This window comes from Stenotrophomonas sp. 01N47, from assembly GCF_056399165.1.
Genome location: NZ_JBFTQU010000009.1, coordinates 219701 through 236411, shown reverse-complemented (window position 1 = coordinate 236411; position 16711 = coordinate 219701). Strand labels below are relative to the sequence as shown.

General features: G+C 66.2%; 17 protein-coding genes. 12 read left to right on the top strand and 5 right to left on the bottom strand.

All coding sequences use genetic code 11. The annotated features are described in order from the left end of the window. The first annotated feature begins 143 nt into the window (after nucleotides 1-143). The 9 genes from AC1DKR_RS17110 (at nucleotide 144) to hslU (ending at nucleotide 7933) form a co-directional block, all read left to right on the top strand. Nucleotides 144-2276: a S9 family peptidase gene (locus AC1DKR_RS17110; protein WP_478033897.1), complete on the top strand. Its 2133-nt coding sequence runs from the start codon at nucleotides 144-146 to the stop codon at nucleotides 2274-2276. Between the two features lie 56 nt (nucleotides 2277-2332). Then, the gene (locus AC1DKR_RS17105) at nucleotides 2333-2755 is read left to right on the top strand and encodes a YbaN family protein (RefSeq protein WP_165378132.1); all 423 of its coding nucleotides are present in this window, start codon (nucleotides 2333-2335) and stop codon (nucleotides 2753-2755) included. 129 nt (nucleotides 2756-2884) lie between these two features. Further along, on the top strand, nucleotides 2885-3124 hold the full coding sequence (lptM, locus tag AC1DKR_RS17100; protein WP_312785878.1) for an LPS translocon maturation chaperone LptM: 240 nt from the start codon (nucleotides 2885-2887) through the stop codon (nucleotides 3122-3124). Then, nucleotides 3117-3968: a diaminopimelate epimerase gene (dapF, locus tag AC1DKR_RS17095; RefSeq protein WP_223496618.1), complete on the top strand. Its 852-nt coding sequence runs from the start codon at nucleotides 3117-3119 to the stop codon at nucleotides 3966-3968. The genes lptM and dapF overlap by 8 nt, the downstream gene beginning before the upstream one ends. After that, a complete protein-coding gene (locus tag AC1DKR_RS17090) occupies nucleotides 3965-4639 on the top strand; it encodes a DUF484 family protein (RefSeq protein WP_312785877.1) in 675 nt (224 codons plus the stop codon). Before dapF ends, AC1DKR_RS17090 begins: the two co-directional genes overlap by 4 nt. A gap of 16 nt (nucleotides 4640-4655) precedes the next feature. After that, on the top strand, nucleotides 4656-5549 hold the full coding sequence (xerC, locus tag AC1DKR_RS17085) for a tyrosine recombinase XerC (RefSeq protein ID WP_447945593.1): 894 nt from the start codon (nucleotides 4656-4658) through the stop codon (nucleotides 5547-5549). A 77-nt stretch (nucleotides 5550-5626) separates the two neighbouring features. Then, entirely contained in the window at nucleotides 5627-5827 is a 201-nt protein-coding gene (locus AC1DKR_RS17080) for a DUF3079 domain-containing protein (RefSeq protein ID WP_025877286.1), read from the top strand. A gap of 74 nt (nucleotides 5828-5901) precedes the next feature. Then, nucleotides 5902-6453, top strand: a complete 552-nt coding sequence (gene hslV, locus AC1DKR_RS17075) for an ATP-dependent protease subunit HslV (protein WP_025877284.1) — start codon at nucleotides 5902-5904, stop codon at nucleotides 6451-6453. 103 nt (nucleotides 6454-6556) lie between these two features. Beyond that, entirely contained in the window at nucleotides 6557-7933 is a 1377-nt protein-coding gene (hslU, locus tag AC1DKR_RS17070; protein ID WP_025877282.1) for an ATP-dependent protease ATPase subunit HslU, read from the top strand. A gap of 131 nt (nucleotides 7934-8064) precedes the next feature. Here the strand turns inward: hslU and smeT are convergent, their stop codons facing one another. Beyond that, nucleotides 8065-8724 (bottom strand): efflux transporter SmeDEF transcriptional repressor SmeT, encoded by a 660-nt coding sequence (gene smeT, locus AC1DKR_RS17065; protein ID WP_312108198.1) that lies wholly within the window; start codon nucleotides 8722-8724, stop codon nucleotides 8065-8067. Between the two features lie 226 nt (nucleotides 8725-8950). Here smeT and smeD point away from each other — a divergent pair, with 226 nt between their 5' ends. From smeD to smeF, 3 genes are all read left to right on the top strand, one after another. Continuing rightward, nucleotides 8951-10132 carry a multidrug efflux RND transporter periplasmic adaptor subunit SmeD gene (smeD, locus tag AC1DKR_RS17060; protein WP_312108200.1) on the top strand — a complete coding sequence of 394 codons (1182 nt, stop codon included), beginning with the start codon at nucleotides 8951-8953 and terminating at the stop codon, nucleotides 10130-10132. Between the two features lie 12 nt (nucleotides 10133-10144). Then, the gene (smeE, locus tag AC1DKR_RS17055) at nucleotides 10145-13270 is read left to right on the top strand and encodes a multidrug efflux RND transporter permease subunit SmeE (protein ID WP_080149814.1); all 3126 of its coding nucleotides are present in this window, start codon (nucleotides 10145-10147) and stop codon (nucleotides 13268-13270) included. Between the two features lie 110 nt (nucleotides 13271-13380). Next, a complete protein-coding gene (gene smeF / locus AC1DKR_RS17050) occupies nucleotides 13381-14781 on the top strand; it encodes a multidrug efflux RND transporter outer membrane subunit SmeF (protein WP_478033887.1) in 1401 nt (466 codons plus the stop codon). 103 nt (nucleotides 14782-14884) lie between these two features. Here smeF and AC1DKR_RS17045 read toward each other — a convergent pair whose 3' ends face one another. The 4 genes from AC1DKR_RS17045 to AC1DKR_RS17030 all read right to left on the bottom strand — a co-directional run bounded on the left by AC1DKR_RS17045 (nucleotide 14885) and on the right by AC1DKR_RS17030 (nucleotide 16696). Next, nucleotides 14885-15307: a low affinity iron permease family protein gene (locus tag AC1DKR_RS17045; protein WP_312785872.1), complete on the bottom strand. Its 423-nt coding sequence runs from the start codon at nucleotides 15305-15307 to the stop codon at nucleotides 14885-14887. A gap of 74 nt (nucleotides 15308-15381) precedes the next feature. After that, on the bottom strand, nucleotides 15382-15708 hold the full coding sequence (locus tag AC1DKR_RS17040) for a hypothetical protein (protein ID WP_089236961.1): 327 nt from the start codon (nucleotides 15706-15708) through the stop codon (nucleotides 15382-15384). 74 nt (nucleotides 15709-15782) lie between these two features. Next, entirely contained in the window at nucleotides 15783-16043 is a 261-nt protein-coding gene (locus tag AC1DKR_RS17035) for a hypothetical protein (RefSeq protein WP_025877271.1), read from the bottom strand. A gap of 200 nt (nucleotides 16044-16243) precedes the next feature. Beyond that, complete coding sequence (locus AC1DKR_RS17030; RefSeq protein ID WP_049399252.1) at nucleotides 16244-16696, bottom strand: nucleoside deaminase; 453 nt, start codon at nucleotides 16694-16696, stop codon at nucleotides 16244-16246. Nucleotides 16697-16711: the final 15 nt, after the last annotated feature.

The window sequence follows — 16711 nt, the reverse complement described above, 5'->3', positions numbered from 1 at the left end:
TGAACAGTCTGTTGCGGTTGCCGGCCAGCGGCCGGCACTACCCCGCGCGTCCATGACGATCCGCAGGGTTGCCCGCAGCCCTCCTGCCACCCAGACTCAGGCGCAAGGACGCCATTGCATTGCCGATCAAGGAGCCTTATTTCATGAAATCCACTCTCTGCCTGTTGCTTGCGAGCCTGATGACCAGCACCGCTACCGCCGCCACCCCGCCCGTTCCGCCGGATGTTGAGAAGCGTCCGCACGTGGTCAAGGCGCCGTTCGGCGCGACCCGCAACGATGACTATTACTGGCTGCGCGACGACAAGCGTGAGGACAAGGCCATGCTGGCCTACCTGCAGGCCGAGAACGCCTACGCCGACCAGCTGCTGGCACCGCTGAAGCCGCTGGAGGATGCGCTGTACGGCGAGATCGTCGGCCGCATCAAGCAGGACGATGCCAGCGTTCCGGCGCGCGAGCGCGGCTACTGGTACTACAGCCGCTACGAGACCGGCCAGGACTATCCCATCCATGCGCGCCGCAAGGCCAGCATGGACGCGCCGGAAGAGGTCCTGCTCAACGTCAACACGATGGCTGCCGGCAAGGGCTATTTCAGCGTCGGCTCGATGGAGGTCAGCCAGGACAACCAGCTGCTGGCCTGGGCCGACGATGACGTGGGTCGCCGCCAGTACGTCATCCGCTTCAAGGACCTGCGTACCGGCGCGGTGCTGCCGGACACGATCACCGGCACCTCCGGTGACCTGGTCTGGGCCGACGACAACCGCACCGTGCTGTATGTCGAGAACGATCCGGAAACCCTGCTGACCGTGCGGGTGAAGAAGCACGTGCTGGGCACCCCGGCCAGCGCCGACACCGTCGTCTACGAAGAGAAGGACGACAGCTTCTACATGGGCATCGGCCGCACCCGCGACGATCGATTCATCACCATCGGCGTGCACAGCACCGTGTCCTCCGAAGAGCGCTACGCGCCGGCCAGCGACCCGACCACGTTCACCGTGCTCGCCCCGCGCCAGCGCGACGTGGAGTACGACGCCGACCACTACGACGGCCGCTGGGTGATCCGCACCAATGATGGTGCGAAGAACTTCAAGCTGGTGACCGCACCGACCGACGCCACCTCGCGCGCACAGTGGAAGGACTGGATCGCCCATGACGATGCAGTGTTCATCGAAGGCTTCGAACTGTTCGATACCTACACCGCCATCGCCGAACGTTCCGAAGGCCTGGAGCGCATCCGGCTGCTGTTCAAGGACGGCCGCAACGACTACGTAAAGGCCGACGAACCGGCCTATTCGATGGGCCTGGGCGACAACGCCGAGGCTGACACCACGTGGCTGCGCTACGTGTACACCTCGATGACCACGCCGACCACGGTGTACGAACTGAACACCGCCACCGGTGAGCGTCGCCAGCTGAAGCAGCAGCCGGTGATCGGCTATGACGCCTCGAAGTACGAGACCGACCGGGTGTGGATCACCGCGCGCGACGGGGTGAAGGTGCCGGTGTCGCTGGTCTATCGCAAGGGCTACAGGAAGGATGGCACCGGCGCGCTGTTCCAGTACGCCTACGGCAGCTACGGCATGTCGATGGACCCCTACTTCAACCAGACCGCGGTGAGCCTGCTCGACCGTGGCGTGGTGTACGCCATCGCCCACATCCGCGGTGGCCAGGAAATGGGCCGCGACTGGTACGAGAACGGCAAGCTGCTGCACAAGCAGAACACCTTCAACGACTTCATCGACGTCACCCGTGGCCTGGTGGCACAGGGCTGGGCGGCGAAGGACCGTGTTGCCGCGTCCGGTGGCAGCGCCGGTGGCCTGCTGATGGGCGCCATTGCCAACCAGGCGCCGCAGGACTACCGCGTGCTGGTGGCGCAGGTGCCGTTCGTGGACGTGGTCACCACCATGCTCGACCCGACCATCCCGCTGACCACCAACGAGTACGACGAGTGGGGCAACCCCGAGCAGAAGCCGTACTACGAGTACATGCTGTCCTACTCGCCCTACGACAACGTGAAAAAGCAGGGCTATCCGTCGCTGTTCGTGGGCACCGGCCTGTGGGATTCGCAGGTGCAGTACTGGGAGCCGGCCAAGTGGGTGGCCAAGCTGCGTGACGACAACACGGGCCACTTCCCGATCCTGTTCCGCACCAACATGGAAGCCGGCCACGGCGGCAAGTCCGGCCGCTTCCAGCGTTACCGCGAACTGTCCGAGTCGTATGCGTTCGTGCTGCAGCAGCTGGGCATCGAAGCGCCCGCTGCCGGCGCTGCGACGGAATGACGCAACGTGGCGGCGGTGATATCGCCGCCGCCACCTGCGCTCGGTATCCTTGCGCGATGAGCCTGCCCGAACCGCCCGCCACCAAGGACCTGCCAGCGCCCACCCGGCCGGTGCGGTTCCGTTGGGCGTGGTGGCTGCTGGCCTATGCCAGCCTGGGCACCGGCATCGTCGGCATTTTCGTGCCGGGGCTGCCCACCACCGTATTCATCCTGATCTCGGCCTGGGCCGCCTCGCGCGGCTCCGAGCGGCTGCACGGCTGGCTGCTGCAGCACCCGCGCTTCGGCCCGGCCATTGCCAACTGGCAGGCACATGGTGCGGTCAGCCGCTACGGCAAATGGATGGCCACGATCACCATGGCAGTGTGCGCCGGCATCATGCTGTGGTGCGTGCCGGTGGCCTGGGTGAAGTGGTTCTCCATCGGCAGCATGACCGTGGTCGCGATCTGGCTGTGGACCCGGCCGCTGCCGCCGGCAGATTGATCTCTCCCGCCGGGCACGGCCCAGCGCTGCCAAGGGTGCCGGGTTGCGGTAGCGCCGGGTCATGCCTGGCGGATGCGTGGCCCCGCATCCTGCACCAACCGCTCAGCCGCCAATGGCTATACTCGGGGCATGAACATCCCCCATCGCAATGTCATCCTGATTCCGCTGGCAGCGGCCTCGCTGCTGTTCCTCGCCGCATGCGGCAACAAGGGCCCGCTGGTGCTGCCGCAGAAGCCGGTGCCGGTGGAAGAAACCGTCGAACCGGCCACCGATGCCGACACCACGCCCGCTGCCACCCAGGATCCCCGCGACGGTAGTCCGTCGGTGACCCCGGACCCTGTCAAGAAGGTGGACGACGGGAATGAGTAAGGCGGTTTCCAACGGCCTGCGCTTCAGCAAGATGCACGGCGCGGGCAACGATTTCGTAGTGATCGACCTGCGCGACGGCACCCCGCCGCCCACCCCGGAACTGGCCGCGCGCCTGGCCGATCGCCATACCGGCGTCGGCTGCGACCAGATCCTGACCGTCGAGCCACCGCGCGCCGAAGGCTCCGTTGCCTCGTACCGCATCTGGAACGCCGATGGTTCCAATTCAGAGCAGTGTGGCAACGGCGCGCGCTGCATCGCTGCCTGGCTGGTGCGCGAGGGTAGTGCGCAGGGCGATCGCTTCGTGATCGACAGCCCGCTGGCCAGCCACGCCGTGGATGTCCTCGGCGATGGCCAGTACGCGGTGGCGATGGGCGTGCCGCTGTTCGATCCGGCGCAGGTGCCGCTGATCGGCTTCGCCCACCCGCGCGAGGAATACCTGCTGCCACTGCAGGGTGAGACCGTGCGCTTCGCGGCGGTGTCGATGGGCAATCCGCACGCGGTGATCGAAGTCGGCCTGGTCGACGCTGCACCGGTTGAGCGCGTGGGTGGACTGCTGCAGCAGCATGCCTCGTTCCCGAAGTCAGTGAACGTGGGCTTTGCCCAGGTGATGGGCCCGGAACATGCGCGCCTGCGCGTGTTCGAGCGCGGCGTGGGTGAAACCCTGGCCTGCGGCAGTGGCGCCTGCGCTGCCGCCGTGACCCTGATGCAGCGCGGCCGACTGCAGCGCGATGCTCGCATCAGCCTGCCTGGTGGCGACCTGCGCATCCAGTGGCCGGGCGATGGCCAGCCGGTGGTGATGGCGGGCCCCACCGCATTCGTCTTCGAAGGGGAGTGGATTGCATGACTGAGACCGTCGACAAGCTCGGTGCCCATGAAGTCGCGGCCTGGTTGCGGCGCCATCCGGGCTTCCTCAAGCAGTTCCCGGACCTGGCGCTGACCCTGGTGGTGCCACGCGATGACGGCCCGACCGCATCGCTGGCGAGCTACCAGCTGGAAGTGCTGCGCGAGAAGAACCGCGAGCTGGCGCGACGGTTGGCCGACCTGGGCGCGACCGCGCAGGTCAACGAGCGGCTGGCGGTGCGCACGCATCAGCTCACCCTGGCCCTGATGAAGCAGGACAACGCCGCCGATACGCTGCGCGCGATGGCGGCGTCGCTGCAGGAAGACTTCGCAGGCGATCTGGTGCGGCTGGTCGTGCATGCGCCGGTGGCCGGACTGGAGCAGGCCGAATGGCTGCAGGTGCTGGCTGCCGATGATGCGCAGCTGGGCCCGTTCCGCGACTGCCTGAAGGATGGTGAGCCGATCTGTGGCCGCCTGCAGAGCGACAAGAACGCCGTGCTGTACGGCGCGCGCAGCGAGGAAGTGCAGACCACCGCGCTGCTGCCGTTGCCGGGCATCGGCCTGATCGCGGTGGGCAGCCATGATCCGAACCGCTTCTATCCCGGCATGGGCACGCTGTTCCTGCGGATGATGGGCGAGGCCCTGGTGACCGGGCTCAAGCGCTTCGCGGATTGAGCGGGAAACGACGACGATGAGCGCGGTGCAGGCGTTCCTGCAGCACCTGCAGGTGGAGCGGCGGATGTCGGCGCATACGCTCGATGCCTATCGCCGCGACCTGGACGCGTTGTCGGTGTGGGCCGAACCCCGCGGGGTGGCCGTGGATGCACTGAATGCCGACGCGGTGCGCCAGTTCGTTGCCGATGAACACCGCCGCGGCCTGTCGGCCAAGAGCCTGCAGCGCCGGCTGTCGGCCTGCCGCAGCTTCTATGCCTGGCTGCTCAAGCATGGCCGTATCGAGGCCAGCCCGGCAGCGACGCTGAAGGCACCCCGTGCGCCACGACGGCTGCCGCAGGTACTCGATGCCGACGAGGCCGTGCAGCTGGTTGAACTGGAACCGGAAGGCGAGCTGGGTCGTCGTGACCGCGCGCTGCTGGAACTGTTCTATTCCTCCGGCCTGCGCTTGAGCGAAGTCTGCGCGCTGACCTGGCGCGATCTGGATTTCGCCAGTGGCCTGGTCAACGTGATGGGCAAGGGCAACCGGCAACGTCGCGTCCCGTTCGGAAAGCCGGCACGCGAAGCGCTTCTGACCTGGCGCAGCGAAAGCGGCGGTGGTGCCGCCACACCGGTTTTTCCTGGTCGCAACGGGCCGATCAGCCAGCGCGCGGTACAGATCCGCATCCGTCAGCTGGCCCAGCGCCAAGGCCTGTTCAAGCACGTGCACCCGCACATGCTGCGGCACAGTTTCGCCAGCCACATCCTGGAATCCTCTGGTGACCTGCGCGGTGTGCAGGAACTGCTCGGCCATGCCGACATCGCCACCACGCAGATCTACACCCACCTGGATTTCCAGCACCTGGCCAAGGTCTACGATGCGGCGCATCCGCGCGCGAAACGCCGCAGCGACAAGAGCGGAAAGCCTGAATAGCGCCGTCTTGATTTCAGTCAGGGCAGCATAGCTGCGACCGGTGCATCGTGGCCGCAGGCCACGAAGAGATGCCGACCATGGCAAAGCCCATTCCGCTGCGTCCCAAGCACCCCGAGCGCATCTGCTGGGGCTGCGACCGTTACTGCGCCGCCGACGCACTGGCCTGTGGCAACGGCTCGGGCCGCACCCAGCACCCGATCGAGACGCAAGGTGAGGACTGGTACGTGGCGTGGGGCATTGAACCCAATCCGGACCGGCCATCGCATGCCAAGCGCTGAACGGCAGCTATCGGTACGGGCTTGATCGCTTCGGCGGCTGTCCCCATGTCCCGTGAACAGCTATCGGAGGCCGCATGGACCCCAGTCAGAATCCCACCGTTTTCCACGCCACCACCATCGTCTGCGTTCGTCGCGGCGAGCACGTGGCCATTGCCGGTGACGGCCAGGTCACCCTCGGCCACACGGTGATGAAGGGCAACGCACGCAAGGTCCGCCGCCTTGGCCGCGATGGCCAGGTGCTGGCCGGCTTTGCCGGTGCCGCCGCCGATGCCTTCACCCTGTTCGAGCTGTTCGAAGCCAAGCTGGAGAAGCATGGCCAGCTGCAGCGAGCCGCAGTGGAACTGGCCAAGGATTGGCGCACCGAGCGCCGCCTCGGCAAGCTCGAAGCCCTGCTGGCGGTGGCCGACAAGGAAACCTCGCTGATCATCAGCGGCACCGGCGACGTGATCGAGCCGGAGGACGGCATCATCGCCATCGGTTCCGGTGGTTCGTATGCGCTGTCCGCTGCACGCGCGCTGATGGCGCACACCGAACTGGACGCACGCACCATCGCCAGCGAAGCGATCAACATCGCCGGTGACATCTGCATCTACACCAACCGCAACGTGGTGGTCGAAGAGCTGTGAGGGTAGTGCCGGCCGCTGGCCAGCAACCCGATCAGCCCAGACACGCGTGCCTGGTTGCCGGCCAGCGGCCGGCACTACCAACATTGAATCCGTGAGCACACCCATGCCGCACAAGATCGAAGTTTCCTCCGCCACCATGACCCCGCGCGAGATCGTGCAGGAGCTGGACCGGCACATCGTCGGCCAGCATGACGCCAAGCGCGCGGTCGCCATCGCCCTGCGCAACCGCTGGCGCCGCATGCAGCTGCAGCCCGAGCTGCGCAACGAGGTCATGCCCAAGAACATCCTGATGATCGGCCCGACCGGCGTCGGCAAGACCGAGATCGCGCGCCGCCTGGCCACGCTGGCCAACGCGCCGTTCGTGAAGGTCGAAGCGACCCGCTTCACCGAAGTCGGCTATGTCGGCAAGGATGTCGAGCAGATCATCCGTGACCTGGCCGATACCGCCGTCAAGCTGTACCGCGAGCAGGCCAAGGTGCGCGTGCGCACGCAGGCCGAAGAACGCGCCGAAGACCGCATCCTCGACGCGCTGCTGCCACGCCGCAGCGGTGGTATCGGCTTCGACCCGGAAGCGGCACGCAACGAACCGTCGGCGCAGGACAACGAGACCCGCATCAAGTTCCGCAAGATGCTGCGCAACGGCGAACTGGACGATCGCGAAATCGAGCTCGACCTGACCGCCAACGTCAGCATGGACATCATGACCCCCCCGGGCATGGAGGAAATGGGCCAGCAGCTGAAGTCGATGTTCGCCAACCTCGGTGGTGGCGCCAAGGCGCACAAGCGCACGCTGACCATCAAGGCTGCGCGCCCGCTGCTGCAGGAAGAAGAAGCCGGCAAGCTGGTCAACGAGGACGATATCCGCACTGCCGCGATCGAAGCCTGCGAGCAGCACGGCATCGTGTTCATCGACGAGATCGACAAGGTCGCCAAGCGAGGTGACAACGTGGGTGGCGGTGATGTCTCGCGCGAAGGCGTGCAGCGCGATCTGCTGCCGCTGGTGGAAGGTTCCAACGTGTCCACCAAGTACGGCACGATCAAGACCGACCACATCCTGTTCATCGCATCGGGCGCGTTCCACCTGGCCAAGCCAAGCGACCTGATCCCTGAGCTGCAGGGCCGCTTCCCGATCCGCGTGGAGCTGGGTGCGCTGAGCAAGGCTGATTTCGTGCGCATCCTGACCGAACCCAAGGCCGCGCTGACCAAGCAGTACGAAGCGCTGCTGGCTACCGAAGGCGTCAAGGTCAGCTTCACTACCGATGCCATCGACCGTTTGGCCGAGATCGCCTTCCAGGTGAACGAGCGCCAGGAGAACATCGGTGCGCGCCGCCTGCATACCGTGCTGGAGCGCCTGCTGGATTCGCTCAGCTATGAAGCACCGGACCGCGATGGTGAAACCCTGGCCATCGACAGTGCCTATGTCGATGCGCACCTGGGTGAACTGGTGCAGGACCCGGACCTGAGCCGTTACATCCTGTAACCGGGAATGCAAAAAGGCCGCCGAAAGGCGGCCTTTTTCGTTGCGGCGATCGCCTCCGGTAGGTGCCGACCTTGGTCGGCACGCGGACGCGCCCGTCGCGCCATGGTCGGCCCGCCGACCAGGGTCGGCGCCTACCGGTCCGGCAGCGGCTCCGGCACCGAACCCGGTACGAACACGCCTTCCTTCACGTAGGCGGCCAGGGTCATGTCCAGCGCCAGCATGCCGTCGCGCTTGAGGTCCATCAGGTCCGGTTCGACCATCGCCCCGTGCAGCACGCCGAGCACGGTGGCGTGCAGCATGCGCGCGGCGATCTTCGGGTCGGCGCCGTCACGCAGCTGGCCCAGGTCCTGGGCACGGCGCAGGGCGCGTTCCATGCGGTCCAGGGCATCGCGGAAGCCGCTCTGCTGCAGTTCGGTCAGCACCCTGGTGTCGGCCGAGGCATCGCTGCGCAGCATGATTTCCATGGTCTTGCGCAGGCGCTCGTCCTCGGACAGCTCGATGAACGAGTGGATCATCACCGCGCGCAGGTCATGTATCGGCGTGTCGCGCTGGTCGGTGGAGGTGCGCTCCAGCTCCTGCATGAAGGGCAGGTGCACCCGCTCGACGATCGCGGTCAGCACCTCGCCCTTGTTCTTGAAATGCCAGTACACAGCGCCGCGGGTGTAGCCGGCGCGGGCACCGATCATCTCCAGCGTGGTCCGGGCCACACCGTGTTCGTGGAAACAGGCTTCGGCGGCATCCAGGATGCCTTCACGGGTTGCCTGGGTGTCCTCTTTGGTCTTGCGGGCCATGAGCGGGTACGAGTGCAGGTGAAACGTGGCTGAATTGTACCGGTTTACAAACAAACACGCATGTATGTATATTTCCCTCCCATCATTCCCGTCGTGTGCGTGGCAGGCCGTCCTGGCTCCCACTCCACCCGGGTGGGCGCTGTCCGTGCGGCCTTCCCTCCAGCAAGGAGAGGGGGCGCCTTGTCAGCCCCTGCTGAGATCCCTCCCTTCAAGAGCCATTCCCATCATGTTGCTGAGCCGAATCCGACCCTTCGCGTTGTCGCTGGCGATCGCTGCCACCGTCGCTGCCTGCGGCGGCCAACCCCAGGCGCCCGAACAGGGACCGGGCCAGGTCAGCGTGGTCACGCTGAAGTCCGAGACCGTCGGGCTGACCCGTGAGCTGCCGGGCCGCACCAATGCCTTCCTGGTGGCCGAAGTGCGCCCGCAGGTCAATGGCATCGTCGCCAAGCGCCTGTTCACCGAGGGTGGGATGGTCAAGGCCGGCGAGCCGCTGTACCAGATCGAGGACGCCAGCTACCGCGCCCAGGCCAACAGTGCGCGTGCACAGCTGGCCCGCGCCGAAGCCACCGCCAATGCGGCGCGGTTGAGCGCCAAGCGCATCACCGAGCTGGCCAAGGTCGACGCGGTCAGCCAGCAGGATCTGGAAAACGCCGTGGCTGCGCAGAAGCAGGCAGAGGCCGATGTCGGCGCCGCCAAGGCCTCACTGGATGCCGCCAACGTGACCCTCGGCTATGCGCGCATCACCGCGCCGATCAGCGGCCGCATCGGCAAGTCCAGCGTCACCCAGGGCGCGCTGGTCAGCGCCGGCCAGGCCACGGCGCTGGCAACCGTGCAGCAGCTGGACCCGATCTACGTCGACCTGACCCAGTCCTCGGCCGAGCTGCTGCAGCTGCGCCGCGAACTGGCCGCCGGCCGCCTGCAGGACAACCAGCAGACGCCGGTCAGCATCCTGATGGAAGACGGCAGCACCTTCGAACACAAGGGCACGCTGGAGTTCTCCGAAGTCAGCGTCGATCCGGCCACCGGCAGCTTCGCGCTGCGGGTCAGGGTCGACAACCCCGACGGTCTGCTGATGCCGGGCATGTACGTGCGCGCGGTGATCGGCGGCGGTGTGCGCAGCGACGCAGTGCTGGTGCCGATGCAGGGCATCGCCCGTGATCCGAAGGGTGATACCAGCGCGATGGTGGTCGGCAAGGACAGCAAGGTCGAAGTGCGCCCGGTCAAGGTCAGCCGCACCGTCGGCGACAAGTGGCTGGTCGAGGACGGCCTGAAGGCCGGCGACAAGGTCATCGTCGAAGGCCTGCAGAAAATCGGCCCGGGCATGCCCGTGAATGCCACCGAACAGGGCGCCGCCCCGGCCAAGCCGGCCGCCGCCCAACCTGCAGCTGCGGCCGCAGGCGCGAAGTAAGCGGAGAACTCCATGGCACGTTTCTTCATCGATCGACCCATCTTCGCGTGGGTCATCGCGATCATCATCATGCTCGCCGGCGGCCTGGCCCTGTTCAAGCTGCCGATCTCAATGTACCCCAACGTCGCACCGCCGGCGGTGGAAATCAGCGCCAGCTACCCGGGTGCTTCGGCCAAGGTGGTCGAAGACTCGGTGACGCAGATCATCGAGCAGAACATGAAGGGCCTTGATGGCCTGATCTATTTCTCCTCCAACAGTTCGTCCAACGGCCAGGCCACCATCACCCTGACCTTCGAGAGCGGGACCAACCCCGACATCGCCCAGGTGCAGGTGCAGAACAAGCTGCAGCTGGCGATGCCACTGCTGCCGCAGGAAGTGCAGCGGCAGGGCATCAACGTGGCCAAGTCCAGCTCGGGCTTCCTGAACGTCATCGCGTTCGTGTCCGAAGACGGCAGCATGGATGCCAACGACATCGCCGACTACGTCGGTTCCAACGTCGTGGACCGTCTCAGCCGCGTTCCGGGCGTGGGCAACATCCAGGTGTTCGGTGGCAAGTACGCCATGCGCATCTGGCTGGACCCGAACAAGCTGCACACCTACGGCATGTCGGTGCCGGAAGTGGTCGCTGCGGTGAAGGCACAGAACGCGCAGGTGGCCATCGGCCAGCTGGGTGGTGCGCCGTCGGTGAAGGGCCAGCAGCTCAACGCCACCATCAACGCGCAGTCGCGCCTGCAGACCCCGGAACAGTTCCGCAACATCATCGTGCGCGGTGCGCAGGACGGTGCCGAACTGCGCCTGGGCGATGTAGCCCGCGTCGAGCTGGGCGCCGAGTCGTACGACTTCGTCACCCGCTACAATGGGCAGCCGGCCAGCGGCCTGGCGGTCACCCTGGCTACCGGCGCCAACGCGCTGGATACCGCTGCCGGTGTCGATGAAACGCTGAAGGAACTGGAAGGTTTCTTCCCGGCCGGCCTGAAGGCCGAGATCCCGTACGACACCACCCCGTTCGTGCGCGTGTCGATCAAGGGCGTGGTGCAGACCCTGCTCGAAGCGATCGTGCTGGTGTTCGTGGTGATGTACCTGTTCCTGCAGAACTTCCGCGCCACCCTGATCCCGACCATCGCCGTGCCGGTGGTGCTGCTGGGTACCTTCGGCGTGCTGTCGGTGCTGGGCTTCTCGGTGAACATGCTGACCATGTTCGCGATGGTGCTGGCCATCGGCCTGCTGGTGGACGATGCCATCGTGGTGGTGGAGAACGTCGAGCGCATCATGTCCGAAGAGGGCCTGTCGCCGCTGGAAGCCACCCGCAAGTCGATGAGCCAGATCACCGGCGCGCTGGTGGGCATCGGCCTGGTGCTGTCGGCGGTGTTCGTGCCGATGGCCTTCATGAGCGGCTCCACCGGCGTGATCTACCGGCAGTTCTCGGCGACGATCGTGTCGGCGATGGCGTTGTCGGTGCTGGTCGCGATCGTGCTGACGCCAGCGCTGTGCGCGACCATGCTCAAGCCGCTGAAGAAGGGTGAGCACCATGTCGCACACCGCGGTTTCGCCGGTCGCTTCTTCAACGGCTTCAACCGTGGCTTCGACCGCACCAGCGAGAGCTACCAGCGCGGCGTGCGCGGCATCCTGCATCGCCCGTGGCGGTTCATGGGCATCGTGGCCGCGCTGTTCCTGCTGATGGGCGTGCTGTTCGTGCGCCTGCCCAGCTCGTTCCTGCCCAACGAAGACCAGGGCGTGCTGATGGCGCTGGTGCAGGCACCGGTGGGCGCGACCCAGGAGCGCACGCTGGAATCGATCGCTGCGCTCGAAAAGCACTTCATGGAAAACGAGAAAGGTGCCGTCGAATCGGTGTTCTCGGTGCAGGGCTTCAGCTTCGCCGGCATGGGCCAGAACGCGGGCATGGCCTTCGTCAAGCTGAAGGACTGGAAGGATCGTGACGCCGACAACGGCGTGATGCCGATCACCGGACGTGCGATGGCCGCACTGGGGCAGATCAAGGATGCCTTCATCTTTGCCTTCCCGCCGCCGGCCATTCCGGAACTGGGTACGGCTTCCGGCTATACCTTCTTCCTGAAGGACAACAGCGGCCAGGGCCACGAGGCATTGTTGGCGGCGCGCAACCAGCTGCTGGGCCTGGCGGCCGGCAGCAAGAAGCTGGCCAACGTGCGACCGAACGGCCAGGAAGACACCCCGCAGTTCCGCATCGATATCGATGTGGCCAAGGCCAGCTCGCTGGGCCTGTCGATCGACCAGGTCAACACCACCCTGGCCACCGCGTGGGGCAGCTCGTACATCGATGACTTCATCGATCGCGGTCGCGTCAAGCGCGTGTTCGTGCAGGCTGACCAACCGTTCCGCATGGTGCCGGAGGACTTCGATCTCTGGTCGGTGAAGAACGACAAGGGCGAGATGGTTCCGTTCAGCGCCTTCGCCAGCAAGCACTGGGACTACGGCTCGCCGCGCCTGGAACGCTACAACGGCGTGTCGGCCACCGAAATCCAGGGTGAACCGGCCCCGGGCGTGGCATCCGGTGATGCCATGGCCGAGATCGAACAGCTGGCCAAGCAGTTGCCGGCGGGCTTCGGTGTCGAGTGGACGGCGATGTCCTATCAGGAACGCCAGGCGGGCTCGCAGACGCCGCTGCTGTACACGCTGTCGCTGATGATCGTGTTCCTGTGCCTTGCCGCCTTGTACGAAAGCTGGAGCGTGCCGACCTCGGTGCTGCTGGTGGCGCCGCTGGGCATTCTCGGTGCGGTGCTGGCCAACACCTTCCGTGGCATGGAGCGCGACATCTATTTCCAGGTGGCGATGCTGACCACGGTAGGCCTGACCAGCAAGAACGCGATCCTGATCGTCGAGTTCGCCAAGGAGCATCTGGAGAAGGGCGCGGGGCTGATCGAAGCGACGATGCACGCGGTCCGCGACCGTCTGCGCCCGATCATCATGACCTCGCTGGCCTTCGGCATGGGCGTGCTGCCGCTGGCGATCTCCAGCGGTGCCGGCTCCGGCGCCAAGCAGGCGATCGGCACCGGCGTGCTCGGTGGCATGGTGGTCGGCACTGTACTCGGCGTGTTCTTCGTGCCGCTGTTCTTCGTCGTGGTGCAGCGCGTGTTCAAGAAGCGCAACGCCACCAGCTGATTCGAAACGGTAGTGCCGGCCGCTGGCCGGCAGCTGCTGCTCGCTTGATGTGAATCCAATGAGGTTGCCGGCCAGCGGCCGGCACTACCTCCTGCCATCCGGCAGTACCGATGGAAGTCATTCCAATGAAAAGTGCATCTCTGTTCCTCTCCATCGCTGCGGCACTGGCGCTTGCCGGCTGCGGCACCCTGGCGCCGAAGAACACCGCAGTGGCCCCGGCCATTCCGTCGCAGTGGCCGGCGGAAGCCGCACAGGGCGAAGTGGCCGATGCGGCCGCGGTCGGCTGGCGCGACTTCTTCACCGATGAGCGCCTGCAGCAGGTGATCGGCCAGGCGCTGGACAACAACCGCGACCTGCGCGTGGCCGTGCTCAACGTCGAGAAGGCGCGCGGCCAGTACCGCGTGCAGCGCGCTGACCGGGTACCAGGCGTGGCCGTGACCGGGCAGATGGACCGCCGCGGTGGCGACGTGCCGGTGACCGAGCAGTTCAGCGCGGGCGTCGGCGCGGCCGAGTTCGAACTGGACCTGTTCGGCCGCGTGCGCAACCTGAGCGAAGCCGCGCTGCAGCAGTACTTCGCTGTAGCCGCCAACCGCCGCAACGCGCAGCTGAGCCTGGTGGCCGAGACCGCTACCGCCTGGTTGACCTACGGCGCCGACCAGCAGCGCCTGGCGATCGCCGAAGCGACGGTGAAGACCTATGAGGATTCGCTGCGTCTGGCCGAAGCACGCCATGAGCGTGGTGGCAGTTCCGCACTGGAACTGACCCAGACCCGCACCTTGGTCGAGACCGCGCGCACCGATGCCGCGCGTCTGCGTGGGCAGCTGGCCCAGGACCGCAACGCGCTGGCGCTGCTGGCCGGTGGCCAGTTGGATCCGTCGCTGCTGCCGGACAGCATCGCGCCCCAGGTGCTTGCGCTGGCACCGCCACCGGCCGGCCTGCCCAGCGACGTGCTGCTGCAGCGCCCGGACATCATGGCGGCGGAGCATCAGCTGCTGGCCGCCAATGCCAACATCGGTGCCGCACGCGCTGCGTTCTTCCCCAGCATCTCGCTGACCGGCAGCATCGGCAGTGGCTCTGGTGAATTGTCCGGCCTGTTCGACAGCGGTACGCGGATGTGGAGCTTCCTGCCGAAGATCACCTTGCCGATCTTCCAGGGCGGCAAGCTGCGCGCGAACCTGGCGGTGGCCAACGCCGACCGCGATATCGCGCTGGCGCAGTACGAAAAATCGATCCAGAGCGGATTCCGCGAAACCGCCGATGCGCTGGCGTTGAATGTCAGCCTGGATGAGCAGGCAGCCTCGCAGCAGCGTCTGGTGGAAGCGGCCGAGCAGGCCAACCGCTTGTCGCAGGCGCGCTATGACGCCGGCCTGGACAGCTTCGTCACCCTGCTGGATGCACGTCGTACCGCCTACAACGCGCAGCAGACCCAGCTGCAGACGCAGCTGGCGCAGCAGTCCAACCGCATCACGCTGTACAAGGTGCTGGGCGGCGGCYGGCACGAGCGCGGGTAAGCGCGCAGACCGGTAGTGCCGGCCGCTGGCCGGCAACGCGCGGGATCAATAGGGAACGTGCAGTTGCCGGCCAGCGGCCGGCACTACCGGTCAATGAGCAGGGCTACACCGCTTCGTCGTCGCGCCGCTCGGTGCGGCAGGCGCGTACCCGCGTCAGCGCGTCGCCCGCTTCGCGCGCCATTCTTTCGTACTCGGCGCGGATCTCTTCCAGGCGCTCTTCGTCCAGTTCTTCCAGGTCCAGCAGCTCGTTGTTGGCCTCGGCGGTGGCGCGGATCAGCTCGTCCAGCTTGATCTGCATCGCCGCGGTGTCCGAGTTCTGCGTGTGCTGGATCAGGAACACCATCAGGAAGGTGATGATGGTGGTGCCGGTGTTGATCACCAGCTGCCAGGTGTCGTTGAACTTGAATATCGGGCCACTGATGCCCCACAGCACGACGATCGATACTGCGGCCAGGAAGGTCCACGGCGAGCCGGTGTCGGCCGCGGCCTTCTTGGCGATCGTATTGAACAGGTTCCTTGCGCTCATCGTCATCGTTCCACGGGAATGGCGACGATCATCGGCACATGGCCGTGCAGGTGCCGTGCAGTCGAATGCGTGGCTCAGGCGCGCAGGCGCGGTGCTTCCTGGCTGCGTACCGGGCTGGCCAGGTAGACGTGCTGCCAGCAGCGTTCGACGAATTCGCGGGCCTGCGCTTCGGTCAGGCGCGGCATGATCTGCAGGGCGTACTGGGTCTGGAACAGCTCATCGCGCTGGGCATTGCTGGCGCGTGGTTGGGTGATCAGCGAATCACAGGCGAACTTGATCCACGGTACATAGGTGCCGAACGAGGTGTGCGCGAGTGCGCCATCGGCGTGCTGGCGGCGCCAGTAATCCAGCTCCGCATCGACATTGATGACAGGGGGAATGGCGGGAACTTCAGCGTGCATGACGATCCAATCGGTTGGAGGTGAAGGGAGTGGGGGCCCATTACAGTGTGGCCCGGGCGGCGGTGCATGCCGCGTCAGCGTGATGTGCAGCCAGCGTGGCGATGGCGCAGCAGCTGTGCGTGTTCAACCGCACCCAGGCGTTCGGCCATGGCGGCCATCGCATTGCACAGGCGCACCAGGTCGCGGGGATGGTCGTGCAGCAGATCCTGCTGCATGTCCTGGTAGGCGCTCCAGAACGGGGCACTGCGCTGGTGCAGTGCGTATTGCTGCTGCAGTCGGCTCCAGATCGCGGCCAGGGCCGGGTCACTGCGAGGACGTACGGCATGCGCTTGCATGATCGGCTCCAACCCGGGGCAGGGGGCCCGGTTGCGTTCCACCCTAGACGTGGCTGCGCAGCAGGATGTTAGTGGCGTGTGTTGACCGCACGCAGCTGACTGCGCAGCAGTTCACGTTGAAGCGGGAAGACGCTGCCGGCACAAGGCTGTGCCGGCACTGAAGCGTTCATCAAGGCGGACTCATCAGCAGTGGCGGATGCTCATTCGCCGATGTCTTCGTTCCAGATTTCCGGATGTTGCGCAATGAAACCGCCAAGCAGGTCCACGCATTCCTGGTTGTCCAGGTCGATTACGTTGACGCCGTTTTCGCGCAGCCAGTCGATGCCGCCCTGGAAGGTACGCGATTCGCCGACCACCACCGTGCCGATGTTGAACTGCCGCACCAGGCCCGAGCAGTACCAGCAGGGAGCCAGGGTCGTGACCATGATGGTGTCCTGGTAGCGGCGCTGGCGGCCGGCCTTGCGGAAGGCATCGGTTTCGCCATGCACGGACGGGTCACCTTCCTGCACGCGGCGGTTGTGGCCGCAGCCGAGCAGGCGGCCGTCGTTGTGGTACAGCGCCGCGCCGATCGGCACACCGCCCTCGGCCAGCCCCTGGCGGGCTTCGGCAATGGCGGTCTGCAGCAGGGCCTGGTAGTCGGGCGTGGTGATCATGCGGGGCTCCGGTAG